At 72.8% G+C, this 25314-nt stretch carries 19 protein-coding genes; 15 read left to right on the top strand and 4 right to left on the bottom strand.

Features of this window, described 5'->3' with window-relative positions; all coding sequences use genetic code 11:
• Nucleotides 1-198 precede the first annotated feature (198 nt).
• Nucleotides 199-1221: a LacI family DNA-binding transcriptional regulator gene (locus tag ACH4NX_RS27190; RefSeq protein ID WP_351398309.1), complete on the bottom strand. Its 1023-nt coding sequence runs from the start codon at nt 1219-1221 to the stop codon at nt 199-201.
• Between the two features lie 342 nt (nt 1222-1563).
• Between ACH4NX_RS27190 and ACH4NX_RS27185 the strand changes: the two genes are divergently transcribed.
• From ACH4NX_RS27185 to ACH4NX_RS27155, 7 genes are all read left to right on the top strand, one after another.
• On the top strand, nt 1564-3576 hold the full coding sequence (locus ACH4NX_RS27185) for an acyl-CoA dehydrogenase family protein (RefSeq protein WP_398129016.1): 2013 nt from the start codon (nt 1564-1566) through the stop codon (nt 3574-3576).
• Nucleotides 3577-3714: 138 nt separating this feature from the next.
• Nucleotides 3715-4971: a 1-deoxy-D-xylulose-5-phosphate reductoisomerase gene (gene dxr, locus ACH4NX_RS27180; protein WP_351398313.1), complete on the top strand. Its 1257-nt coding sequence runs from the start codon at nt 3715-3717 to the stop codon at nt 4969-4971.
• Nucleotides 4972-4979: 8 nt separating this feature from the next.
• A complete protein-coding gene (locus tag ACH4NX_RS27175) occupies nt 4980-6272 on the top strand; it encodes a site-2 protease family protein (RefSeq protein ID WP_351398340.1) in 1293 nt (430 codons plus the stop codon).
• Between the two features lie 217 nt (nt 6273-6489).
• On the top strand, nt 6490-7647 hold the full coding sequence (gene ispG / locus ACH4NX_RS27170; RefSeq protein ID WP_398129015.1) for a flavodoxin-dependent (E)-4-hydroxy-3-methylbut-2-enyl-diphosphate synthase: 1158 nt from the start codon (nt 6490-6492) through the stop codon (nt 7645-7647).
• A 158-nt stretch (nt 7648-7805) separates the two neighbouring features.
• Nucleotides 7806-8654 (top strand): GNAT family N-acetyltransferase, encoded by an 849-nt coding sequence (locus tag ACH4NX_RS27165; RefSeq protein ID WP_351398317.1) that lies wholly within the window; start codon nt 7806-7808, stop codon nt 8652-8654.
• 217 nt (nt 8655-8871) lie between these two features.
• Nucleotides 8872-9423 carry a GNAT family N-acetyltransferase gene (locus tag ACH4NX_RS27160; RefSeq protein ID WP_351398319.1) on the top strand — a complete coding sequence of 184 codons (552 nt, stop codon included), beginning with the start codon at nt 8872-8874 and terminating at the stop codon, nt 9421-9423.
• 74 nt (nt 9424-9497) lie between these two features.
• Nucleotides 9498-11201 carry a proline--tRNA ligase gene (locus tag ACH4NX_RS27155; protein ID WP_351398321.1) on the top strand — a complete coding sequence of 568 codons (1704 nt, stop codon included), beginning with the start codon at nt 9498-9500 and terminating at the stop codon, nt 11199-11201.
• A gap of 120 nt (nt 11202-11321) precedes the next feature.
• On the opposite strand, the gene ACH4NX_RS27150 is transcribed toward ACH4NX_RS27155, so the two are convergent.
• From ACH4NX_RS27150 to ACH4NX_RS27140, 3 genes are read right to left on the bottom strand one after another with little or no spacing between them, the layout of a single operon-like run.
• Nucleotides 11322-12236, bottom strand: coding sequence for an aminoglycoside phosphotransferase family protein (locus tag ACH4NX_RS27150; protein ID WP_351398322.1), 915 nt, complete (start codon nt 12234-12236; stop codon nt 11322-11324).
• A gap of 39 nt (nt 12237-12275) precedes the next feature.
• Nucleotides 12276-12866 (bottom strand): ferritin-like domain-containing protein, encoded by a 591-nt coding sequence (locus tag ACH4NX_RS27145; RefSeq protein ID WP_398129014.1) that lies wholly within the window; start codon nt 12864-12866, stop codon nt 12276-12278.
• Nucleotides 12863-13405 carry a hypothetical protein gene (locus tag ACH4NX_RS27140; RefSeq protein ID WP_398129013.1) on the bottom strand — a complete coding sequence of 181 codons (543 nt, stop codon included), beginning with the start codon at nt 13403-13405 and terminating at the stop codon, nt 12863-12865. The genes ACH4NX_RS27145 and ACH4NX_RS27140 overlap by 4 nt, the downstream gene beginning before the upstream one ends.
• A gap of 231 nt (nt 13406-13636) precedes the next feature.
• On the opposite strand from ACH4NX_RS27140, the gene rimP reads away from it, so the two are divergent.
• From rimP to ACH4NX_RS27100, 8 genes are all read left to right on the top strand, one after another.
• Nucleotides 13637-14176, top strand: a complete 540-nt coding sequence (gene rimP, locus ACH4NX_RS27135; protein ID WP_351398328.1) for a ribosome maturation factor RimP — start codon at nt 13637-13639, stop codon at nt 14174-14176.
• Nucleotides 14177-14178: 2 nt separating this feature from the next.
• Nucleotides 14179-15183: a transcription termination factor NusA gene (gene nusA, locus ACH4NX_RS27130; RefSeq protein ID WP_351398329.1), complete on the top strand. Its 1005-nt coding sequence runs from the start codon at nt 14179-14181 to the stop codon at nt 15181-15183.
• A 179-nt stretch (nt 15184-15362) separates the two neighbouring features.
• Nucleotides 15363-15644: a YlxR family RNase P modulator gene (locus tag ACH4NX_RS27125; RefSeq protein ID WP_351398331.1), complete on the top strand. Its 282-nt coding sequence runs from the start codon at nt 15363-15365 to the stop codon at nt 15642-15644.
• A 173-nt stretch (nt 15645-15817) separates the two neighbouring features.
• Nucleotides 15818-18922, top strand: coding sequence for a translation initiation factor IF-2 (gene infB, locus ACH4NX_RS27120; protein WP_398129012.1), 3105 nt, complete (start codon nt 15818-15820; stop codon nt 18920-18922).
• A gap of 156 nt (nt 18923-19078) precedes the next feature.
• Entirely contained in the window at nt 19079-19372 is a 294-nt protein-coding gene (locus ACH4NX_RS27115; RefSeq protein WP_351400533.1) for a DUF503 domain-containing protein, read from the top strand.
• A gap of 60 nt (nt 19373-19432) precedes the next feature.
• The gene (rbfA, locus tag ACH4NX_RS27110) at nt 19433-19915 is read left to right on the top strand and encodes a 30S ribosome-binding factor RbfA (protein ID WP_351400532.1); all 483 of its coding nucleotides are present in this window, start codon (nt 19433-19435) and stop codon (nt 19913-19915) included.
• Nucleotides 19912-20817: a tRNA pseudouridine(55) synthase TruB gene (truB, locus tag ACH4NX_RS27105; protein ID WP_351400531.1), complete on the top strand. Its 906-nt coding sequence runs from the start codon at nt 19912-19914 to the stop codon at nt 20815-20817. The genes rbfA and truB overlap by 4 nt, the downstream gene beginning before the upstream one ends.
• A 251-nt stretch (nt 20818-21068) precedes the next feature.
• Nucleotides 21069-25262: a trypsin-like peptidase domain-containing protein gene (locus ACH4NX_RS27100; RefSeq protein ID WP_398129011.1), complete on the top strand. Its 4194-nt coding sequence runs from the start codon at nt 21069-21071 to the stop codon at nt 25260-25262.
• Nucleotides 25263-25314: the final 52 nt, after the last annotated feature.

The following is a 25314-nucleotide window of genomic DNA, read 5'->3' as shown; positions in this document are numbered from 1 at the left end:
GGAGGCGAGTGGGAGAGGGGTTCAGGCAGGCGGGGCGCGTGGCCCACGGCCGGGGGACCGGGGGAGACGGTGCATGTCGCCGGAAGGACACGACCGGTGGCCGGAGGGGGGAAGCCCTGGAGGGGAGGGGAAGACCTGGAGGGGGAGGGGAAGCCCCGGAGGGAGAGCGGGAGAGAGGGCCGTACGGCCGGTGAGCGGTCAGACGGCCTGGGACCGGACGGGCGCCGGTCCCGAGCTGGCCCGCACCGTCAGCTCCGGTGCGAGCAGCACGACCTCGTCGCTCCCGCGCCCGTCGAGCTTGGCGACCAGCTGCTCCACGGCGTGCCGGCCCATTTCCTGCGCGGGCACGGCGACCGACGTGAGCCGCACCGAGGCCTGGGTGGCGACCTGCTCGGGGCAGACCGCGACCACCGACACGTCCTCCGGCACCGCCCGGCCCTGCTGACGCAGCAGGGCGAGCAGCGGCTCGACCGCCGCCTCGTTCTGGACGACGAAGCCCGAGGTGTCCGGACGTTCGTCGAAGACGCGGGCGAGGGTCGCGGCCATCGCGTCGTACCCGCCCTCGCAGGGCCGGTGCAGCAGCCGCAGCTCCAGTTCCCGCGCGCGGGTGCGCAGCCCGTCGAGGGTGCGCTCGGCGAAGCCGGTGTGCCGTTCGTAGACCCCCGGGGCCTCGCCGATGACAGCGATGTCCCGGTGCCCGAGCTTCGCCAGATGCTCCACACACAGTGCGCCGGTCGCCCGGAAGTCGAGATCGACGCAGGTCAGCCCGGTGGTGTCGGCGGGCAGACCGATCAGGACGGACGGCTGGTCCGTGCCGCGCAGCAGGGGCAGCCGCTCGTCGTCGAGTTGGACGTCCATCAGGATCATCGCGTCGGCGAGCCCGCTGCCGGTGACGCGGCGCACCGCGTCGGGGCCCTCCTCGCCGGTCAGCAGCAGGATGTCGTACCCGTGACTGCGTGCGCTGGTCGCGACCGCGATCGCGATCTCCATCATCACCGGCACGTACATGTCCGTGCGCAGCGGGATCATCAGCGCGATGATGTTCGACCTGCTGCTGGCCAGGGCGCGGGCGCCGGCGTTGGGGTGGTAGCCGAGCTTACGGATGCTCTCCTCGACCCGCTGCCGGGTGGTGGTGGAGATGGACCGCTTGCCGCTGAGGACATAGCTCACCGTGCTCGCCGAGACTCCGGCGTGCTGGGCGACCTCGGCGAGAGTGACCATCCAGCTCTCCAAGCTTTGTGAAGCGCTTCGACAGCGCGCGGGGTGGACAAAAGCGAGTGAGGGTGGTTCGACACTAGCCTCAGCAGGATTGAGTGTCCATAGGTTGTCGAAGCGCTTCGACACCTTTCTTCGGCCGCTGTCCGCCCTCCGTATGCCCGCCGTCCTCCCCGCGGCCATCGGCCGGACGGACGCACGAAGGGTGGTGGGACCGCCCGGGATCGGGTACATACGATCGGGTAGCACCGACTAGGTAACGTACGTCCGCAAGTTCGCCTATGACCCATCCCGGCGATCTTCGTGGACGTACTCCCCCCGATGCCGATTCGCGGCGAGGTGAGCCTCATGTCCGCACCAACCACTCCCTCCTCCTCCCCCTCCCCCCGATCCACCGTCACCGAACGTGAGGCCCGTGAGGTCGCGGAGGCGGCCCGGGAACAGGACTGGCGCAAGCCCAGCTTCGCCAAGGAGCTGTTCCTCGGCCGCTTCCGCCTCGACCTCCTCCACCCCCATCCGCTCCCCGCCGACGAGGACGTCCAGCGCGGCGAGGAGTTCCTCGCCAAGCTGCGCGACTTCTGCGAGACGAAGATCGACGGCGCCGTGATCGAGCGTGACGCGCGGATCCCGGACGACGTGATCACCGGGCTGAAGGAGCTGGGCGCCTTCGGCATGAAGATCGACACCAAGTACGGCGGCCTCGGCCTCACCCAGGTCTACTACAACAAGGCCCTCGCCCTGGTCGGATCCGCCAATCCCGCGATCGGCGCGCTGCTCTCCGCCCACCAGTCGATCGGTGTGCCGCAGCCGCTGAAGATGTTCGGCACGCGGGAGCAGAAGGACACGTTCCTGCCCCGCTGTGCCCGCACCGACATCTCGGCGTTCCTGCTGACCGAGCCGGACGTCGGCTCGGACCCGGCGCGCCTGGCGACCACCGCCGTCCGCGACGGCGACGACTACGTCCTCGACGGCGTGAAACTGTGGACGACCAACGGAGTGGTCGCCGACCTGCTCGTCGTCATGGCCCGAGTCCCGAAGTCCGAGGGGCACAAGGGCGCCGAGGGTGGCGAGGGCGGCAAGGCCGGCAAGGGAGGCACAGGAGGCAAGGGAGGCATCACCGCCTTCGTCGTGGAGGCCGCATCCGAGGGCATCACGGTCGAGAACCGCAACGCCTTCATGGGCCTGCGCGGCCTGGAGAACGGCGTCACCCGCTTCCACCGGGTCCGGGTCCCGGCCGCCAACCGCATCGGCCCCGAGGGCGCCGGCCTCAAGATCGCCCTCACCACCCTCAACACCGGGCGCCTCTCGCTCCCCGCCATGTGCGTCGGCGCCGGCAAGTGGTGCCTGAAGATCGCCCGCGAGTGGTCGGCGGTGCGTGAGCAGTGGGGCAGGCCGGTCGCGCTGCACGAGGCGGTCGGCTCGAAGATCTCGTTCATCGCGGCGACGACCTTCGCGCTGGAGGCGGTCCTCGACCTCTCCTCCCAGATGGCCGACGAGGACCGCAACGACATCCGCATCGAGGCGGCCCTCGCCAAGCTCTACGGCTCCGAGATGGCCTGCCTGATGGCCGACGAGCTGGTCCAGATCCGCGGCGGCCGGGGCTTCGAGACAGCGGCCTCCCTCGAGGCCCGCGGCGAGCGCGCGGTCCCCGCCGAACAGATCCTGCGCGACCTGCGCATCAACCGGATCTTCGAGGGCTCCACCGAGATCATGCACCTGCTGATCGCCCGCGAGGCCGTCGACGCCCACCTGTCGGTCGCCGGTGACCTGATCGACCCCGACAAGACCCTCTCGGACAAGGCGCGGGCGGGCGCTCAGGCGGGCGCCTTCTACGCCAAGTGGCTGCCGAAACTCGTCACCGGACCGGGACAGCTCCCGCGCTCCTACGCCGACTTCCACCCGTCCGGCCACCGCGACCTGTCCGGACACCTGCGCTACGTCGAACGCGCCGCCCGCAAGCTCGCCCGCTCCACCTTCTACGCCATGTCGCGCTGGCAGGGCCGGATGGAGACCAAGCAGGGCTTCCTGGGACGGATCGTCGACATCGGCGCGGAGCTGTTCGCGATGAGCGCCGCCTGCGTCCGCGCGGAGCACCTGCGCGCCGAGGGCGACCACGGCCGCGAGGCCTACCAGCTCGCCGACGCCTTCTGCCGCCAGGCCCGCATCCGCGTCGAGGAACTCTTCGGCCGCCTGTGGACCAACACCGACGACGTCGACCGCAAGGTCGTCAAGGGCGTGCTGACAGGCGCGTACGAGTGGCTGGAGCAGGGCGTCGTGGACCCGTCGGGCGACGGTCCGTGGATCGCGGACGCAGCCCCGGGCGCGTCCCGGCGGGAGAACGTCCACCGTCCCATCAGGTAGGAGGGGCGCGGGTCGGGTCTCTGCCGGGACCGTCCGGCCGCCCGGGCGGGACGGGACGCCCGGTGGAAACCCGACCCGCGACACCCGTGCGAGGGACGCGCTGTCCTCACGGAGGGCGGTTGCGGCGACAATGGGGGGATGAGCGACAGTCCAGCCCCACTCGCGGACCCCCACCTCGTCTACGACCCGGTGGCGGGCGACGGCCCGAAGGACGTGGTGATCCTCGGGTCCACCGGGTCGATCGGGACCCAGGCCATCGACCTCGTGCTGCGCAACCCGGACCGCTTCCGGGTCACCGCCCTGTCCGCCAACGGCGGCCGGGTCGCCCTCCTCGCCGAGCAGGCGTACCGGCTGAGGGCGCGGACCGTCGCCGTGGCCCGCGAGGACGTCGTCCCCGCGCTGCGGGAGGCGTTGAGCGACCAGTACGGCAGTGGGGAGCCGCTCCCGGAGATCCTCGCCGGACCGGACGCGGCCACCCAGGTCGCCGCCTCCGACTGCCACACGGTCCTCAACGGCATCACCGGCTCCATCGGCCTCGCCCCGACCCTGGCCGCCCTGGAGGCGGGCCGCACCCTCGCGCTCGCCAACAAGGAATCGCTCATCGTCGGCGGCCCGCTGGTCAAGGCCCTCGCCAAGCCGGGGCAGATCATCCCGGTCGACTCCGAGCACGCCGCGCTCTTCCAGGCGCTGGCCGCCGGGACCCGCGCCGACGTGCGCAAGCTGGTCGTCACCGCGTCCGGCGGCCCGTTCCGGGGACGTACGAAGGAGCAGCTGGCGGGCGTCACCGTGGAGGACGCCCTCGCCCACCCCACCTGGGCGATGGGCCCGGTGATCACGATCAACTCCGCCACCCTCGTCAACAAGGGCCTGGAGGTGATCGAGGCCCACCTGCTCTACGACATTCCCTTCGACCGCATCGAGGTGGTCGTGCACCCGCAGTCGTACGTCCACTCGATGGTCGAGTACACGGACGGATCGACACTGGCCCACGCCACGCCCCCCGACATGGGCGGGCCCATCGCCGTCGGCCTCGGCTGGCCCGAGCGCGTCCCCGACGCGGCCCCCACCTTCGACTGGAGCAAGGCCTCGACCTGGGAGTTCTTCCCGCTCGACAACGAGGCCTTCCCCTCGGTGAACCTGGCCCGGCACGTCGGGGAGCTCGCGGGCACGGCCCCGGCGGTGTTCAATGCCGCCAACGAGGAGTGCGTCGAGGCCTTCCGCTCCGGCGCGCTGCCGTATCTCGGGATCATGGAGACCGTCACGCGGGTGGTCGAGGAACACGGCACCCCCCGTACGGGAACCTCGCTCACCGTCGCGGACGTCCTCGAAGCGGAGACCTGGGCACGCGCCCGGGCCCGGGAACTGGCGGCACAGACGGCGGAGGCCCGTGCATGACGACCCTGATGTTCATCCTCGGCATAGTCCTCTTCGCGGTCGGCCTGCTGTTCTCGATCGCCTGGCACGAGCTGGGGCACCTGTCCACCGCCAAGATGTTCGGCATCCGTGTGCCGCAGTACATGGTCGGCTTCGGACCGACGCTCTTCTCGCGGAAGAAGGGCGAGACCGAGTACGGGGTCAAGGCCATCCCGTTCGGCGGCTACATCCGCATGATCGGCATGTTCCCGCCCGGTGCCGACGGCCGGCTGGAGGCCCGCTCCACCTCGCCCTGGCGGGGCATGATCGAGGACGCCCGCTCGGCCGCCTTCGAGGAACTGCAGCCGGGTGACGAGAAGCGCCTGTTCTACACGCGCAAGCCCTGGAAACGCGTCATCGTGATGTTCGCGGGCCCGTTCATGAACCTCGTCCTGGCGGTGGTGCTGTTCCTCACCGTCCTCATGGGCTTCGGCATCTCGCAGCAGACCACCACCGTGAGTTCCGTCTCCCAGTGCGTCATCTCGCAGACCGAGAACCGCGACGACTGCACCAAGTCCGACCCGGCCTCCCCGGCCGCGGCGGCCGGCCTCAGGGCGGGCGACAAGATCGTCGCCTTCGACGGCGTACGGACCGACGAGTGGGACCGGCTGTCCGACACGATCCGCGCCAACCCCGGCGAGCAGGTGGCGGTCGTCGTGGAGCGCGAAGGCCAGGAGATCACCCTCCACGCGACCATCGCCACCAACCAGGTCGCGAAGAAGGACGGAAACGGACAGATCGTCGAGGGCGAGTACGTCACCGCCGGCTTCCTCGGCTTCAGCGCCGCCACCGGCGTGGTGAAACAGGACTTCGGCCAGTCCGTGACCTGGATGGGCGACCGGATCGGCGACGCCGTCGACTCCCTCGCGGCCCTGCCCGCCAAGATCCCGGCCCTGTGGGACGCGGCCTTCGGCGACGGGCCCCGCGAGGCGGACTCCCCGATGGGCGTCGTCGGCGCCGCCCGCGTCGGCGGCGAGATCGCCACCCTCGACATCCCGCCCACCCAGCAGCTGGCCATGTTCATCATGCTGGTGGCCGGCTTCAACCTCTCCCTGTTCCTCTTCAACATGCTCCCGCTGCTGCCGCTCGACGGCGGCCACATCGCGGGCGCGCTGTGGGAGTCGCTGCGCCGGAACGCGGCCAAGGTGCTGCGCCGCCCGGACCCGGGCCCGTTCGACGTGGCGAAGCTGATGCCGGTGGCCTATGTGGTGGCGGGCATCTTCGTCTGCTTCACGCTGCTGGTCCTGGTGGCGGATGTCGTCAATCCGGTGCGCATTAGCTGATATCCGGACAATCCAAACGATCCGATGAGAAGCCCGATCCGGAGAGCATGTCCCTCCGGGCCGGGCTTCACGCCGGTCACTCGGCATATGAACGCCAAAGGGTGCATCTCCCGCACACCGTGTGCCCGGCGTTCACGTCGGTGCCGTAATCTCGAAGGCCGGAGCCCGCCGCTGAACGGGGCCGGATTCTGATCCACGACTTGGGGTTGCACAGCAGATGACTGCGATTTCTCTCGGCATGCCGGACGTTCCGACCAGGCTCGCGGAGCGCCGCAAGAGCCGTCAGATCCAGGTCGGGTCCGTCGCGGTGGGTGGCGACGCCCCCGTGTCGGTGCAGTCCATGACCACGACCCGTACGTCGGACATCGGTGCGACGCTCCAGCAGATCGCCGAGCTGACGGCGTCGGGCTGTCAGATCGTCCGGGTGGCCTGTCCCACCCAGGACGACGCGGACGCGCTGGCCGTGATCGCGAAGAAGTCGCAGATCCCGGTGATCGCCGACATCCACTTCCAGCCGAAGTACGTCTTCGCCGCGATCGAGGCGGGCTGCGCGGCGGTCCGCGTCAACCCGGGCAACATCAAGCAGTTCGACGACAAGGTCAGGGAGATCGCCAAGGCGGCCCGCGACCACGGCACCCCGATCCGCATCGGCGTCAACGCCGGCTCGCTGGACCGCCGCCTGCTGCAGAAGTACGGCAGGGCGACCCCCGAGGCGCTGGCGGAGTCCGCTCTGTGGGAGGCGTCCCTCTTCGAGGAGCACGACTTCCGGGACATCAAGATCTCCGTCAAGCACAACGACCCGGTCGTCATGGTCGAGGCCTACCGCCAGCTCGCCGCCCAGTGCGACTACCCGCTGCACCTCGGCGTCACCGAGGCCGGCCCCGCCTTCCAGGGCACCATCAAGTCGGCCGTCGCCTTCGGCGCGCTGCTCTCCCAGGGCATCGGCGACACCATCCGCGTCTCCCTGTCGGCCCCGCCGGTCGAGGAGATCAAGGTCGGTATCCAGATCCTGGAGTCGCTGAACCTGCGCCAGCGCGGCCTGGAGATCGTCTCCTGCCCGTCCTGCGGCCGCGCCCAGGTCGACGTCTACAAGCTGGCCGAGGAGGTCACGGCAGGTCTGGAGGGCATGGACGTCCCGCTGCGCGTCGCCGTCATGGGCTGCGTCGTCAACGGCCCCGGCGAGGCCCGCGAGGCCGACCTCGGCGTCGCCTCCGGCAACGGCAAGGGCCAGATCTTCGTCAAGGGCGAGGTCGTCAAGACCGTCCCCGAGTCGAAGATCGTGGAGACCCTCATCGAGGAGGCCATGAAGATCGCCGAGCAGATGGAGGCCGACGGCGTGACCTCCGGCGAGCCCTCGGTCTCCGTCGCGGGCTGAACCGGCGAGCTGAACGGCACGCCGAACGAGCGCCGACCAGCAGGCTGAACAGCGGGCCGAACGGCCCCTCATATGCCGCGTCGCCCTGGGGGCGGCGCGGCATATGCACGACAGGTACAGTGCGGAGACCAGCAGATCTCAGGGTGAGGCCCCCGCACGTGTTGACGCAGACCACCTCCCGCGTGCTCGAACCGAGCGACCTGGACGCCGCGCTCGCCGTCCTCGACCGCGAGCCGGTCGCGAACGCCTTCGTGGCCGCCCGGGTGCAGATCGCCGGCCTCGACCCGTGGCGGCTCGGCGGCGAGATGTGGGGCTGGTACGAGCACGGCATGCTGACCTCGCTGTGCTACGCGGGCGCCAACCTCGTCCCCATCTGCGCCACCCCGCGCGCCGTCCGTGCCTTCGCCGACCGCGCCCGGCGGGCCGGCCGCCGCTGCTCCTCGATCGTCGGCCCCGCCGACACGACCGCCCAGCTGTGGCGGCTCCTGGAACCGGGCTGGGGCCCGGCCCGCGAGGTCCGCACCCGACAGCCCCTCATGGTCACCGACCGGGTGCCCGCCGACATCACCCCGGACCCCTACGTCCGCCGCGTCCGCAAGGACGAGATGGAGCGGATCATGCCGGCCTGCGTGGCGATGTTCACCGAGGAGGTCGGCATCTCCCCGATGGCCGGCGACGGCGGCCTGCTCTACCAGGCCCGGGTCGCCGAACTCGTCGGCTCCGGCCGCTCCTTCGCCCGCTTCGACACCGACGGCAGGGTCGTCTTCAAGGCCGAGATCGGCGCCGCCACCGACCGCGCCTGCCAGATCCAGGGCGTGTGGGTGGCCCCCGAGTACCGGGGCAGGGGCCTGGCGGCACCGGGCATGGCGGCGGTCCTGCGCTACGCGCTGGCGGACATCGCCCCGGTGGCCAGCCTGTACGTGAACGACTTCAACACGGCCGCACGACGGTCGTACCGCCGGGTGGGCTTCCAGGAGGTGGGCGCCTTCATGAGCGTGCTCTTCTGACCGGGCGTGCTCATGCCGAAGGACACGACCAGCCGCCCACGACCGGCCCCCGCGACCGGTAACGGCCCCCGCGACCGGCAACCGGAAACCGGCCCCCACGACCGGCAACCGGAAACCGGCCCCCACGACAGGCCCCCGCAACCGGCATCCGGAAACCGGCACCCTGACGACAACCCGTACACCCGGCCCCGGCCGGCGAAGCGCTAGGCTCCCGCACATGGACGTCGTGATCGGCCCACTGGACCTCGCCGCGCACGTGGACGAGGCCCTCGCGGTTCAGGCCGCCGCGTTCGGACTCGGCCCCGACGAGGTGGCCGTCCGCCGCCAGATCGTCCTGCGCCACATGACCTACCCCGGCGCCAGAGCACTCGGCGCCACCGCCGGAGGCGATCTCGTCGGCTTCGTCTACGGCATGCCCAACGACCGCGCCCACTGGTGGTCCACCGTCGTCGAGCCCTGCCTCCGCGCCCAGGGCAACGACGCCTGGCTCGACGACTCCTTCGTCATCACCGAACTCCACGTCCACCCGGCCCACCAGAGCCGCGGCGCGGGCCGCTCCCTGATCACCACGATCACCGACAGCGTCGCCCAGCCCCGTTCGATCCTCTCCGCGATCGACACCGAGAGCCCCGCGCGCGGCCTCTACCGTTCCCTCGGCTACCAGGACCTCGCCCGCCAGGTCCTCTTCCCCAGCGCCCCCAAGCCGTACGCGGTGATGGGCGCCCCGCTGCCCCTGCGCCGCCCCCGGGACAGGCCCGGCGGAACATAACCGATTTCCGCCGGGCTGGACCACCCGGCTAACCTCCTAGCCACCACCCTTACGTAGCAGGAGACACGAGAACCATGGCCAACGCACCGGTCCAGCGCATGTCGAAGTTGATGGCGAAGACGCTGCGCGACGACCCGGCGGACGCCGAGGTCCTCAGCCACAAGCTGCTGGTCCGCGCCGGGTACGTGCGCCGCACCGCCGCCGGTCTGTGGAGCTGGCTGCCGCTCGGCAAGAAGGTTCTCGGCAACGTCGAGCGCATCGTCCGCGAGGAGATGGACGCCATCGGCGCCCAGGAGGTCCAGCTCCCCGCCCTGCTGCCGCGCGAGCCGTACGAGGCCACCGGCCGCTGGGAGGAGTACGGCCCCGAGCTGTTCCGCCTCCAGGACCGCAAGGGCGGCGACTACCTCCTCGGCCCCACCCACGAGGAGATCTTCACCCTGCTGGTGAAGGACCAGGCGTCCTCCTACAAGGACCTGCCGGTCATCCTCTACCAGATCCAGAACAAGTACCGCGACGAGGCCCGCCCCCGGGCCGGCATCCTGCGCGGCCGCGAGTTCCTCATGAAGGACTCCTACTCCTTCGACGTCGCCGACGAGGGCCTCGCCGAGTCCTACGCCCTGCACCGCGCCGCCTACCAGCGGATCTTCGAACGCCTCGGCCTCGACTACCGCATCTGCGCCGCGACCGCCGGCGCGATGGGCGGCTCCAAGTCGGAGGAGTTCCTCGCCCCGGCCGGGGCCGGCGAGGACACCTTCGCCGACTGCCCGAACTGCGACTTCGCGGCCAACACCGAGGCGATCACCTACGCCCTCCAGCCCGTGGACGCGGCGGACGCTCCGGCCGCCGAGGACATCCCGACCCCCGACACCCCCACCATCGAGACCCTCGCCGCCTCCCTCGGCGTCCCGGCCTCCGCCACCCTGAAGAACCTCCTCGTCAAGGTGGGCGGCGAGATCGTCGCCGTGGGCGTCCCCGGCGACCGCGAGGTCGACCTGGACAAGGTCGAGGCGCACTTCGCCCCGGCCGCCGTCGAGCTGGTCACCGCCGAGGACTTCGTGGGCCGTCCCGACCTGGTCCGCGGCTACGTCGGCCCGCAGGGCCTGGGCGACAAGGTCCAGTACATCGCCGACCCGCGCGTGGCGCCGGGCACGGCGTGGATCACCGGCGCCAACAAGGAGCACACGCACGCCAGGAACGTCGTGGCGGGCCGTGACTTCGAGGTCGACGCGTACGTCGACGTGGTCGTGGTCCGGGACGGCGACCCCTGCCCGAACTGCGGCACGGGTCTCAAGCTGGACCGCGCCATCGAGATCGGCCACATCTTCCAGCTGGGCCGCAAGTACACCGACGCCCTCAAGCTCGACGTCCTCGGCCAGAACGGCAAGCCGGCCCGCGTCACCATGGGCTCCTACGGCATCGGCGTCTCCCGCGCCGTGGCCGCCCTCGCCGAGCAGCACGCCGACGACAAGGGCCTCGTCTGGTCCAAGGAGGTCGCCCCGGCCGACGTCCACGTCGTCGCCGCCGGCAAGGCCCTGCAGACCGAGCTGGCCCTCGACGTCTCCGAGAAGCTGTCCGCGGCCGGTGTCCGCGTCCTGGTGGACGACCGGGCCGGCGTCTCCCCGGGCGTCAAGTTCACGGACGCCGAACTCATCGGCGTACCGCAGATCCTGGTCGCCGGGCGCCGCTCCGCCGAAGGCGTGGTCGAGCTGAAGGACCGCCGTACCGGGGAGCGCGAGGAAGTGACGGTCGAGGAGGCCATCACCCGCCTGACCGCCTGACACCCCGACACCTCTTCGCACCGCGGGGGCGCCCACGCCCGACGGGCGCCCCCGCGGCGCACCCGCGCGGCGATCGCGACCGCCCGCCCGTGACGTCCCCCGACGTCCTGCGGCAGCCGGCTACAGCCAGCCCGCGAACTCCAGCAGCAGCTCCGCGTCCTGCTCCCGCCCCACCCGGCGGGCCCGTACCCCCGACTCGACGGCGCGGAACAGCGTCCAGCCGCGCAACCGTTCCTGATCGACCTCCAGTGACTCCGCGAGCCGCTTGACGCGGCGCCGGGTCGTCGAGGCGCCGGACGGCTGGGCGATGAGGTCCTCCACCCGGTCCCGCACCAGCCGCGCGAGATCGAAGGCGTTCTCGCCGACCACCGGGTCGGGACCCACGGCCAGCCACGGCGTCCGCTCACCGGCGAGCACCTTGCTCTGCCGGAACGTCCCGTGCAGGAGCCGCTGCTCGGGCGGCTCGGCCAGCAGTTCGGCCCGGGCCGCGAGCGCCGCGTCGACCAGCGGCGCCACCTCCGGGTCGGCCACCGCTCCCGCCCGCATGGCCTCGGCCTGCCGCCCGGTCCGCTCGGCCACGGTCTCGAAGGTGTGACCGGCGGGCGGCTCCACCCACAGCCGCCGCAGCGTGCCCGCGGCCTCCAGCAGCGCCTTGGCCTCCGGCAGCGACCGCACCGACACGTCCGGATGCAGCCGCTCCAGCAGCAGCACGCCCTCCGTGTCCGCGGTCCGCGCGGTCTCCGCTTCGCGCAGTTGTACGGCGCCCAGCCCGCCCCAGTGGGCGAGCGCGGCCCGCTCGCTCTCCGGGCGCGCCCGGCGCGGGGCCAGCTTCAGCACGGCCGGCGTTCCGTCGGCCGTCCGCACCAGGACCACCAGACTGCTGCGCCCGCCGGGCACCTGTACCCGCTCCACGGTCAACTCACGCAGCGCGACGGCCCGCTCGGCCGCACCGGGCAGCTTCTCCAACCAGTCGGCACCGTCCGGTGCCGTCTCACCGAGCGCCCTGACCAGACGCCGCGGCGGTTCGAAAGCCATGCGCGAGCCGTTCCCTTCCCGTACGGGCAGCCGTACGTGTTACGCAGTCGGTGCCGCCTGAGCGGAAGCCGTGTCCTGGGCCGGGGCCGATGCCGGGTCCGATGCCGCTCCTGAAGCGGAGTCCGACGTCGAATCCGAAGCGGAGTCCGATGCCGCACCCGGAGCGGAGCCCGACGCCGCGTCCGGCGTCGACGGGCTGTCGGCCCGTTCGGCGAGCCCAGGGAAGGCTACGCTGCCGCCCCGCCACCGAACCGCCCGGACCGCCGCCTCGCGCAGCGCCCCGGCCGCCGTGGCCCGCCGGTCGCCCTCGGCAGCCCGCACCAGGTCGGAGTAGACCCCGGCCACCCGGTCCTCCAGCTCGGCCGCCAGCCGCAGGGCCGCCGCCGGGTCCGGCACCGCGAAGGGCAGCGCGTACCCGGCCGCCGCGGCGACCGGCTTGCCGCCGAGATCGCGCACCTCACGCGCCAGCGCGTCCCGCCGCGCCCGGTGGGCGTCGTACGCCGTCCGTGCCGCGGTGTGCCGTTCCTCGCCGATCCGCCCGCCGACGACCCCGTAGCCGTACACGGCCGCGTGCTCCGCCGCCAGCGCCGCCTGGAGGGCGTCCAGCTCCCGGTTCTCCGACTCGCTCACCCGTCAGCCTCCGTCAGCAGATACACGTGCGCCGCCCCGGCCGCCGCCACCGAGGCCAGCAGCCGCGCCAGCTCGCCCGGCACCTTCAGCAGCGCCTCGGCCCGCCGGTCGGCCAGCTCCCGCTCGGTCGCGGCCAGCAGGGCCAGGGCGTCCTTCTCGGTCGTCGGCACGGCGCCGGAACCGTCTCCCGGACCGGCGGCCCGCGCGGAGGCCGAGGGCGCCGCCCCGGACGCCTCGGGCGAGGCCGCGCGCACGGAGCCGAACGCCTCCGCGTGCCGCACGACCTCGGCGTGCAACGGCCGCAGCCGCTCCGCCAGCCCCGGGTGCGCGGCCATCACGCTCGCGTACCGCCCGGCCAGTGCCTCGCTGTCCCGGGCCGCACGCGCGCGTGCCCGGTCGGCGGCCGGCGGATCGCCCTCCGTACCGCCGGAGTCCGACCCGCCGGAACAGCCGACGAGCAGGGCGGCCCCCGCGGCCGACGCGAGCAGGCTTCTTCGGCGCGGCCCCGAGGGCAGGCGCGGCGATGAGGAAAACGACACGGCAGACGTCCTCGACAGGCTCGTACGGAAGCGAAGGCAAAGCGAACGGGCGACGCGACGGGACTCCGCGGTGCGGCCTGCCCGTGATCACGGTACCCGGGCCCCGCCCGGGCACCACTCATCGGCACCGCCGTGCCCGGGGTGGACGGCAACACCCCTCGGGACCGGATACCCTTTGACCAGACACGCGCACCGTCCCACAACAGCACACGCGGCCGAGGAGTCACCCGGATGAGCACCACCCAGAGCGAGAGGCTGCGAGAGCTGCTGGAGCCGCTCGTCGCCTCCCAGGGCCTGGACCTCGAAGAGATCGCGGTGGACTCGGTCGGCCGCAAGCGTGTGCTGAGCGTCGTCGTCGACTCCGACACCGGTGCGGACCTGGACCGGATCGCCGATGTGAGCCGCGCGCTCTCGGCGAAGCTCGACGAGACCGACGCGATGGGCGAGGGGGAGTACACCCTCGAGGTCGGAACCCCGGGCGCGGAGCGCTCCCTGACCGAGCACCGCCACTACGTGCGCGCCACGGACCGCCTCGTGCGGTTCCAGCTCCACGACGGCGGCGAACTGGTCGCGCGCGTCCTCGACGTGGACGACGACGGACTCGACCTCGAAGTACCCGGAGTGAAGGGCCGCAAGGCCACCACCCGCAGACTCGCCTTCGGCGACATCGACAAGGCACGCGTGCAGGTCGAGTTCAGCCGCAAGGACACCAAGAACAGCAAGAACAGCGACAACGACACGAACGACACAACGGAAGACGAGGAGGCATAGCCGTGGACATTGACATGAGCGCCCTGCGGGGCTTGGTGCGGGAGAAGGAGATCTCCTTCGACCTGCTGGTCGGAGCGATCGAGTCGGCTCTCCTCATCGCCTACCACCGCACCGAGGGAAGCCGCCGACACGCGCGCGTGGAGCTCAACCGGGAGACCGGGCATGTGACCGTGTGGGCGAAGGAGGACCCGGACGACCTCGAAGAGGGCCAGAAGGCCCGCGAGTTCGACGACACCCCGTCCGACTTCGGCCGTATCGCCGCCACCACCGCCAAGCAGGTCATCCTGCAGCGGCTGCGCGACGCCGAGGACGACGCGACGCTCGGCGAGTACGCCGGCCGCGAGGGCGACATCGTCACCGGCGTGGTCCAGCAGGGCCGCGACCCGAAGAACGTGCTCGTCGACATCGGCAAGCTCGAGGCCATCCTGCCCGTGCAGGAGCAGGTGCCGGGCGAGACCTACCCGCACGGCACGCGGCTGCGTTCGTACGTCGTCCGGGTGGCGAAGGGCGTGCGCGGTCCGTCCGTGACGCTGTCGCGGACGCATCCCAACCTGGTGAAGAAGCTCTTCGCCCTGGAGGTGCCCGAGATCGCCGACGGATCCGTCGAGATCTGCGCGATCGCCCGCGAGGCCGGCCACCGCACCAAGATCGCCGTACGCTCCACCCGCTCGGGCCTGAACGCCAAGGGCGCCTGCATCGGCCCCATGGGCGGCCGGGTGCGCAATGTCATGGGCGAGCTGAACGGCGAGAAGATCGACATCGTCGACTGGTCGGACGACCCGGCCGAGATGGTGGCGAACGCGCTCTCCCCGGCCCGCGTCTCCAAGGTGGAGGTCGTGGACATGGCGGCCCGTTCCGCACGCGTCATCGTGCCCGACTACCAGCTGTCGCTGGCGATCGGCAAGGAGGGCCAGAACGCCCGCCTCGCCGCCCGGCTGACCGGCTGGAGGATCGACATCCGGCCGGACACCGAGCTGCCGTCCGAGCAGTCGTCGGAGCGGTCGTAGGGGCGGTCGTGGGAGCGGTGCTCGGCAGGGTCGTCGGGCAGCGGTCCGACCGGCCGTCGACGGGCCGCGGGGAATAGATCCAAGCCGCACGACGCTGAGATCACGACAGTCTTGCGTGCGGTATGTGTTCGATTCTTGCCCCAAGGGGGTGAGGTCGGTCCGGGGAGGTAGACTTAAGAGTGTCTGGCCGGACACGTACCCGAGCATGCCCTGAACGCACCTGCGTGGGGTGCCGGGAGCGAGCGGTCAAGCGCGAGTTGCTGCGCACTGTGGCGGTCGAGGGTAATTGCACCCCCGATCCACGCGGTACGCTGCCCGGCCGGGGTGCCTACGTTCACCCCGCACCGGTCTGTGTCGACCAGGCAGTGCGCCGCAAGGCGTTCCCGCGGGCGCTCCGCGTCCCGGGGCCGCTCGACGTAAAGGCGTTGCGCCGCTACGTCGAGCAGGCACAGGGTTGCTGACAGCAGCATGTGAGCAACGTGCCAAGGAAGAGAGCCGCGCGGATCCCCGTGCGGCCCGGTACCTCGCGAAGTGAAAGCAGGTCGAGATTGCGATGAGCACTCGATGAGTACGCGATGAGTACGCCCATGAACTAGCGACGGTCCGGACGCAACCCGGACCTAAGAGGAGCGAAGTGGCTAAGGTCCGGGTCTACGAACTCGCCAAGGAGTTCGGTGTCGAGAGCAAGGTCGTCATGGCCAAGCTCCAGGAGCTCGGTGAATTCGTCCGTTCGGCGTCTTCGACGATCGAGGCGCCCGTAGTACGCAAGCTGACAGACGCGTTCCAGCAGGGCAGTGGCAACGGCCGGTCCGCCGGGCGCCCCGCGGCCCCGAAGAAGGCAGCCCCCAGGCCCGCCGCGCCGTCCCCGGCGCAGGCGGCCCGTCCGGCTGCCCCGCGGCCGCCGGCCGCGCCCAAGCCCGCGGCTGCCCAGCAGCCCGAGGCTCCGTCGGCCCCCGCGCCGGCGCCGTCCCAGGGCCAGCCCCAGGGACAGCGTCCGACGCCGGGCCCGAAGCCCGCGCCGCGTCCGGCCCCGGCCGCACCGGAGTTCACCGCTCCGCCGGCCGCTCCGGCCGCACCCGCCGCCTCGGCTCCGGCTCCGGCCGGACCGAAGCCCGGCGCGCGTCCCGGTGCCCCCAAGCCCGGCGGTCGTCCGTCCGGCCCGGGTCAGGACCGCGGTCAGGACCGTGGTCAGGACCGAGGCCAGCAGGGTGGCCAGGGCCGTCCCGGTGGCCAGCGTCCCGGCGCCCCGGCGCAGCGTCCCGGCCGCCCCGGCGGCCCGCGTCCGGGTAACAACCCCTTCACCTCCGGCGGCAACGCCGGCATGGCGCGCCCGCAGGCGCCCCGTCCGCAGGGCGGTCAGCGTCCGGGTGGTCCCGGTGCCCCCGGCGCCGGTCCCCGTCCGCAGGCTCCCGGCGGCCAGGGCGGCGGCCCCCGTCCCCAGGCTCCGGGCGGCAACCGCCCGACCCCGGGCTCGATGCCGCGTCCGCAGGGCGGCCAGGGCGCCGGTCCCCGTCCCGGCGGCGGCCCGCGTCCGAACCCCGGCATGATGCCGCAGCGTCCCGCTGCCGGCCCGCGTCCCGGCGGTGGTCCCGGTGGGGGTCGCGGTCCGGCCGGTGCCGGTCGTCCCGGTGGCGGCGGCGGTCGTCCGGGCGGCGGCGGCTTCGCCGGTCGTCCCGGCGGCGGTGGCGGCGGCGGTCGTCCCGGTGGCGGCGGCGGTTTCGCCGGTCGTCCCGGTGGCGGTGGCGGCTTCGGTGGCGGCGGCGGTCGTCCCGGCTTCGGCGGTCGTCCCGGCGGTCCGGGTGGCCGTGGTGGCACGCAGGGCGCCTTCGGTCGTCCCGGCGGTCCCGCGCGTCGCGGTCGCAAGTCGAAGCGGCAGAGGCGCCAGGAGTACGAGGCCATGCAGGCCCCGTCGGTCGGCGGCGTGATGCTGCCTCGCGGCAACGGCGAAGCCATTCGCCTGTCGCGCGGTGCCTCGCTCACCGACTTCGCGGAGAAGATCAACGCCAACCCGGCGTCGCTGGTCGCGGTCATGATGAACCTCGGCGAGATGGTCACCGCGACCCAGTCCGTCTCCGACGAGACGCTCCAGCTCCTCGCCGGCGAGATGAACTACACGGTTCAGATCGTCAGCCCGGAGGAGGAGGACCGCGAGCTGCTCGAGTCCTTCGACCTGGAGTTCGGCGAGGACGAGGGCTCCGAGGAGGACCTGGTCGTCCGTCCGCCGGTCGTGACCGTCATGGGTCACGTCGACCACGGTAAGACCCGACTGCTCGACGCCATCCGCAAGACGAACGTCATCGCGGGCGAGGCCGGCGGCATCACCCAGCACATCGGTGCCTACCAGGTCGCGACCGAGGTCAACGAAGAGGATCGCAAGATCACCTTCATCGACACCCCGGGTCACGAGGCGTTCACCGCCATGCGTGCCCGTGGTGCGCGGTCGACCGACATCGCGATCCTGGTCGTCGCGGCCAACGACGGCGTCATGCCGCAGACGGTCGAGGCGCTCAACCACGCCCAGGCGGCCGACGTCCCGATCGTCGTCGCGGTCAACAAGATCGACGTCGAGGGCGCCGACCCGACCAAGGTGCGCGGTCAGCTGACCGAGTACGGCCTGGTGGCCGAGGAGTTCGGCGGCGACACCATGTTCGTCGACATCTCCGCCAAGCAGGGTCTGAACATCGACTCGCTGCTGGAGGCCGTGGTCCTCACGGCCGACGCCTCGCTCGACCTGCGTGCCAACCCCACGCAGGACGCGCAGGGCATCTCGATCGAGTCCCGTCTCGACCGCGGCCGCGGTGCCGTGGCGACGGTCCTCGTGCAGCGAGGCACCCTGCGGGTCGGCGACACGATGGTGGTGGGCGACGCCTACGGCCGCGTGCGCGCCATGCTCGACGACAACGGCAACAACGTCGCCGAGGCCGGCCCGTCGACTCCGGTCCAGGTCCTGGGCCTGACCAACGTCCCGGGTGCGGGCGACAACTTCATCGTCGTCGACGAGGACCGTACGGCCCGTCAGATCGCCGAGAAGCGCGCCGCCCGTGAGCGCAACGCCGCGTTCGCCAAGCGCACGCGCCGCGTGTCGCTGGAGGACCTGGACAAGGTGCTCAAGGCCGGCGAGATCCAGCAGCTGAACCTGATCATCAAGGGCGACGCGTCCGGATCGGTCGAGGCTCTGGAGTCCTCCCTGCTCCAGCTGGACGTCGGCGAAGAGGTCGACATCCGCGTCCTGCACCGCGGCGTCGGTGCGGTCACGGAGTCCGACATCGACCTGGCGATGGGCTCCGACGCCATCGTGATCGGCTTCAACGTGCGCGCCGCGGGGCGTGCCGCGCAGATGGCCGAGCGCGAGGGTGTGGACGTCCGGTACTACTCGGTCATCTACCAGGCGATCGAGGAGATCGAGGCGGCCCTCAAGGGCATGCTCAAGCCGGAGTTCGAAGAGGTCGAGCTCGGTACGGCGGAGATCCGCGAGGTCTTCCGCTCGTCCAAGCTGGGCAACATCGCGGGTGTCCTCATCCGCTCCGGCGAGGTCAAGCGCAACACCAAGGCGCGCCTGCTGCGCGATGGCAAGGTCATCGCGGAGAGCCTCAACATCGTGGGCCTGCGTCGCTTCAAGGACGACGTCACCGAGATCCGCGAAGGCTTCGAGGGCGGTATCAACCTCGGAAACTTCAACGACATCAAGGTCGACGACGTCATCGCGACGTACGAGATGCGCGAGAAGCCGCGGGTGTAACAGCCCCGACTTCTTCAGACGGTGCGGCCCGGGGCCGGTCGGCGGAGAGTAAACTCCGTCGATCGGCCCCGGCCGTTCGTTGTACGGTTCTGATGTCCCCGCCACATGGATGGCGGGGCCATCGATCCCGAGCCGGCGGGTGAACCGGTTGCACACATGTATGTGGGGACGCTGTCCTTCGACCTCCTCCTCGGCGACGTACATTCGCTGAAGGAGAAGCGCTCCGTCGTCCGTCCGATCGTCGCCGAGCTCCAGCGGAAGTACGCGGTGAGCGCGGCCGAGGTGGAGCACATGGACCTCCACCGGCGGGCCGTCGTCGGCCTGGCCATGGTGTCCGGCGACGCGGGGCACCTCTCCGACGTACTCGACCGGTGCGAGCGGCTGGTGGCCGGCCGCCCGGAGGTGGAGCTGCTGTCCGTCAGACGGCGCATCCACGGCGACGACGACTGACCAGAAACGCACGAGAAGCGCAGAAGAAGCGCAGAAGAAGAAAGAACGGGAGACGGACCAGTGGCCGACAACGCGCGGGCGAAAAGGCTGGCGGACCTCATCCGAGAGGTGGTGGCCCAGAAGCTGCAGCGCGGGATCAAGGACCCGCGCCTCGGCTCGCACGTCACCATCACGGACACCCGGGTCACGGGTGACCTGCGGGAGGCGACCGTCTTCTACACGGTGTACGGGGACGACGAGGAGCGGGCGGCCGCGAGCGCGGGCCTGGAGAGCGCCAAGGGCATCCTGCGCTCCGAGGTAGGCAAGGCGGCGGGCGTGAAGTTCACGCCGACCCTGACCTTCGTCATGGACGCCCTCCCGGACACCGCCCGGAACATCGAGGACCTCCTCGACAAGGCGCGCCAGTCCGACGAGAAGGTGCGCGAGGTGTCCGCGGGCGCGGCGTACGCCGGCGAGGCGGACCCGTACCGCAAGCCGGGCGAGTCCGACGACGAGCCCGACGAGGCCGCCGACGCCGACGAGACGGACGACACCGCTAAATGACCGACAAGCACCCCACGCCCGACGGCCTCGTCATCGTCGACAAGCCGTCGGGCTTCACTTCGCACGACGTCGTCGCCAAGATGCGGGGCATCGCCCGCACCCGGCGCGTCGGGCACGCCGGCACGCTCGACCCGATGGCGACGGGCGTCCTGGTCCTCGGTGTGGAGCGGGCGACCAAGCTCCTCGGGCACCTCGCCCTCACCGAGAAGGAGTACCTGGGCACGATCAGGCTCGGGCAGACGACGCCGACCGACGACGCCGAGGGCGAGATCACGGGGTCGCAGGACGCCTCGAAGGTCACCCGGGACGCCATCGACGCGACCGTCGCCCAGCTGACCGGCGACATCATGCAGGTGCCGTCCAAGGTCAGCGCCATCAAGATCAACGGCGTGCGCTCCTACAAGCGGGCGCGCGAGGGCGAGGAGTTCGAGATCCCCGCCCGCCCCGTCACCGTCTCCTCCTTCGAGGTGTACGACGTCCGGGAAGCCGTCGCCGAGGACGGCACCCCGGTGCTGGACCTGGTGGTCTCGGTGGTCTGCTCCTCCGGCACCTACATCCGGGCCCTCGCCCGCGACCTGGGCGCCGGCCTCGGCGTCGGCGGCCACCTCACCGCGCTGCGCCGCACCCGCGTCGGCCCGTACAAGCTGGACGCCGCGAGGACGCTGGACCAGCACCAGCAGGAACTGACCGTCATGCCGATCGCGGACGCGGCCACCGCCGCCTTCCCGCGCTGGGACGTGGACACCAGGCGGGCCCGGCTGCTCACCAACGGCGTACGGCTGGAGATGCCCGACACGTACGCGGGCGCCGGTGCCGTCGCCGTCTTCGACCCCGAGGGCCGCTTCCTCGCGCTCGTGGAGGAGCACCGGGGCAAGGCGAAGAGCCTGGCCATCTTCGGCTGAGCCGACGCGCCGGCACCTCCCGCCCGTGGAGCGGCGAACACGGGGTCCTCACTGCCGCCGCTCCACGGTCCCCCCTCGGTTCCCCCACCCCAGGGTGTATCCAACCCACCCCTTCTGTTCACCCGTCCGGGCAGGCGCTCGGAGTGAAGCGGGGGAGTGGAAGGGGGCGCGTTCGCACGGGAACTGTCTCGCTGATCATCAGGCGCCTACCGTCGAACGCACAGCACGGGTGTACGCGGGGAGGCTCGACGATGGCGTCGCGGAACCGGTCCCGGGAGGCGGCGGGCGGCAGGGCAGGACAGCCGTCCCGGGACAGCTCCAGGGACCCGCGCGGTGGGTGGGAGGCGCACGGCGGGCCCCCGGCCGCCCGGGAGGCCGGCCCGGCGCGGGGCGCGCCCGACGACGCGCTGATCCGCGTCCACGACCTCGCCGGCCGCCCCCGAGGCACCGGGTTCGTCGCCGACCACCGCGGCACGGTGATCACCAGCCACGAAGCGGTCGACGGTCTGTCCCGGCTCGTGCTGAGCACCGCAGCGTACCGCCGCCGCGTCGTGGCCGCCGCCGACGTGACCCCGCTGCCCGCCCTCGGCCTGGCCCTCGTACGCGCCGGGGGCCTCGGCGTCGATCCGCTGCCCGTCACCGTGCGGGACCGCGTCGAGGCCGGTACCTACGTGCGGATCGCCGCCGGTGGCTGGCGAGAGGCCCGCGTCCTGGGAACCACCGACGTCCACTACGCGGCCACCGACCGCTTCCACGTCCTCGGCGACGCCCTGGAGCTCGCGCTCGGCACGTCGGGGCGGGACGCGCTGCGCCTCGGCGGCGGCGCGGCCGGCGGACCGGTGCTCGACATCGCGACCGGCGCCGTGCTCGGCGTCCTCGGCACCGCCCTGAGCTCCTGCCACAGCGACGTCGGCTTCGCCGTGCCCCTGCTCCCCGCCCCCGGCCCCCTCGCCGGCCTCCTCGCCGAGAACGCGGCGACGGTCCCGGCCTACGGAGCCGACCTCAATCTGGCCGGCGTACTCGCACTGACGGCGACCTCGGTGGGGCAGGACGGTCCACCGGGTGCGGTGGGGTGTGTGGGCGCGGGTCCCGAGGCCGGTCCCGCAGCGGGTACTGCCGATCCCGCAGCGGGTGCCGGTCGTCCAGACGGTACCGGTGCCGGCCTCAGCGCCGGTCCCGGCGTCGGCCCGGGTATGGGCCCGGGTACTCGTCCGGGCCCCGTGGTGCCGGTCGAGCGGGCCGCTGTGACACGGGAGTTCGCCGCCTTCGCCACGAGCCGCGCCAGTGTGCTCGGGCTGGTCGGCGCGCCCGGCAGCGGCCGTACGACCGAGCTGGCGGCCCTCGCCGCCCGCCGTTCCCGGGGCGCCGAGCCGGCGCCCACGCTGTGGCTGCGCGGCGCCGACCTGCGTGACGACGACATGTCGCTGGCGGACGCGGCCCGCAGGGCGCTGGCCCGGGCCGCCCGCATCGTGTCGGCCTCGGACCGCTCCCGCCCCGCCGGCCTCGGCGACATCACCCCGGAGCGCCTCGCCCACCTCGCCCGCACCGCCGGGCGACCGCTGCTGCTCCTCCTCGACGGCCCCGAGGAGATGCCGCCGGTCCTGGCCCACCGCCTCCCCGAGTGGACCGAGGGCACGGCGACGTGGCTGCGGGAGACGGGGGCACGGCTCGTGGTGGGATGCCGGGCGGAGTACTGGGAGCGGGCGGGGGCGGAGTTCCCGCGGGAGCTGTTGTACGGGGCGGTCACGGGGGAGCCGGCGTCCCGGCCGATGGCCGGAGCGGCGCGGTCCGGCTCGGCCGTGGGGGAGCGGCCGTCCGGGCGGGCGGTGGGCGTGCCGTCGCCCCGGGCGGCGGTCGCCACCGGGGCACCGGGGTCCGCACCGGCCCTCGGAGAAGCGTGCCCCTGGCAGGACGGCACAGAGGTGAACCCGCCCGGAACGGTCGACGGCGGGGACTGCTCCGTTCGGCTCGCGGGTGGGACACCGTGCACCGTGTCGGCCGGTGACGGACCGTGGCCGGCGTCGACCGGCCAAGTGCCCTCCCACGTGACGGCCTCCGGAAAGCCCCCCGGAGAGTCGTCGCCCCGGCCAGTCGGCGTGACGGCCCAGTCCGTGACGGCCCAGTCCGTGACGGCCGGTGGAGCGCCGTGCCCGCCGGGACCGACCGCGCGAAGGCCGTCGTCCAGGACGGATGCCGCCGCGCCGCGGCCCCGAACCGATGAACCCCGACCGGAAGCCGCCGGCCACCGGCCGGATGCCACCGACCCCGGGGCCGGTGCCCTCGGCGCGGGGCTTCCGCCCTGCGTCCGACTCGGCGACCTGCGCGACGACGAGGCCAGAGAGGCACGCGCACGGTTCCGGGTCCCGGAAGGCGCCCTCGCCGATCCGGACGGCAGGCACCCCCTCACCCTCCGCCTGCTCTCGGAGATCCACGCCGGGCTCCCCGGCTCCCCACCCCCCGCCCGTGTCGACCGGGACGCGGTGTTCGCGGCCCACCTGGACCTGATGTGCCTGCGCGTCGCGACCCGGCTGGCCGGGGAGAACGGCCTGCGCGGTACCGCCGTACGGCGACTGGCGGCCAAGGTCTCCGGACAGGTCCACGAGGCGGCCCGGCGCAGTCTCGGCCCCGGGCAGGGCGAACTCGACCGGGAGTCGTTCGAGACGGTCTTCCCTTGGGGACCGGCACCCGCCCGGCTCGGCGGCGGCACCGGATGGGCCTCCGCCGTGCTCGCCGAGGGCCTCCTGGTGCCCGCCGGCAGCGGCTACCGCTTCGCGCACGAGGAATTCGCCGACTGGATCCAGGGCACCCACCTCGACCTGGACGAGGCCCTGCGCGCCCTCGTCCACCGCCGCGACGCCCCGCACGAGACGCACACCCTCCCCGTGCCGCACCACCGCATCGGGCCCGTCACCGAGGCCGTGCTGCTCCTCGCGCGTCAGCACGGCATCCCCCAACTCGCGCTGACACTCGAGGAACTGGTCAACGCCCTCGACGCCGACCCGCACTCCTGGTGGGCCGCCCGGCTGCTCGCCGAGGTGCTGACGCGGGTACCCGACGCGACGCCGTACACGGAGGTGCTGCGGCTGCTGGCCGACGGCATCGCGGAGCGGGGGTCCTCGGGCGAAGGGCGGTCCGCGCCGGCGGAGTTCGGGCCCGCCTTCTGGACACGTGGCCTGCGGCTGCCACAGGCCACGCGTCTGGACCTGCTGCGCCGCCTCGTCCTCGCCGACGGGCCCCCGCACGAGCCCGGCCCCCGCTATCTCGACACCGTCGCCGGACTGCTCGCCACCGACCCCACGGCCGTACAACCGCTCCTCGTCCGCTGGTTCGACGACGAACGCCCCCTGCCCGCCACCCCGCACGCCACCGTCGCCACGGCCGCGCAGGCGCTGCTGCACACGCACCGCCACCGAAGCCTGGACGGCCTCACCGAGGCACTCGTCGACAGCGCGCACGGACGGGCCGACGAGCTGCTCGCCGTCCTGGCCGAGGAGGAGCCGTCCGCCCTCTGCCGGGCCGTCGAGCGCTGGGCGCGCGACGAACGGCCGGCGCGGCAGGCGGCGGCGGTGACCCACGGCCTGCGCACGGCCCCGCACGCCCGCACCGCCGCCGACCGCACCCTGCTCCGCCACGCCGCCCTGGTCCTGCTCGCCGGCCCCGCCGACGGCCGGCTGCGCGGCGGCGCGCTCGCCCTGCTCGTCCAGGACCCCGGCAGCCGCGACCGCCACCTCCCCCGGGCACTCGGTCACTTCGCGGCGGGCGACCCGTACCTGCCGCCGAGCGCGGTGGCCGCCGCGCTGCCGACCCACCCGGAGCCCGTCCTGGAGGCGTTCCGGGCCCGGCTGCGCGGGCCGGACGCCGGGGAGGCGCTGCGCAGACTCGTCGACGCCACCACCCCCGCGCTGGCCCGCCGGGTCGCCGTACTCGTCGGCGAGGCCGTGACGGAGCGCCCCGGGACCGCCGGGCACGTGGCCGCCTACGTCGACCGACGCCTCGACCAGGGTCCCGCGGCCCGCGCCGTGCTCCGGCCCCTGGTCACCGGCCTGCTGGACGACGGTCCCGAGCCGGTGCGCACGGCGCTCGCGGGAGCACTCGCCGCCGACGGCACTCCCGGCAGCGGCCCGCTCCGCGGCGAGCTGCGCGAACACCTCCTGACCCACGAGCACGATCCCGCCGTGCTGGACGCGCTGCTGCACGCGGCCGCCCAGCGCGGCGGCGACGAGGCGCGCGCCCTCGTCCACCGCACCGGCCTCCTCCTCGTCCGCACCCCCGACGGCGCCACCTGCTTCGACCGCGGCCTGGTCGACCTGGCCCGCCACCTCCCGGGTTTCGCCGCCCGCGTCACCGGCTGGCTCGCCGACGCGCCCCAGGACTGGGCCGCCCTGGTGGGCCCCAGCGCCCGCCGCACGATCGAGAACCTGGCGGGCACACGGGTCCCCGCGTGAACCCACCAGGTCCGCGCGGCGTGCACCCGGTCACAGCTCCGATGCCGATGCG

The sequence above is a fragment of the Streptomyces sp. NPDC017225 genome (assembly GCF_044331465.1).
Taxonomy (GTDB): Bacteria; Actinomycetota; Actinomycetes; order Streptomycetales; family Streptomycetaceae; genus Streptomyces.
The sequence above is the reverse complement of the archived record's forward strand: the minus strand, read 5'-3'. Positions and strand labels throughout refer to the sequence as shown.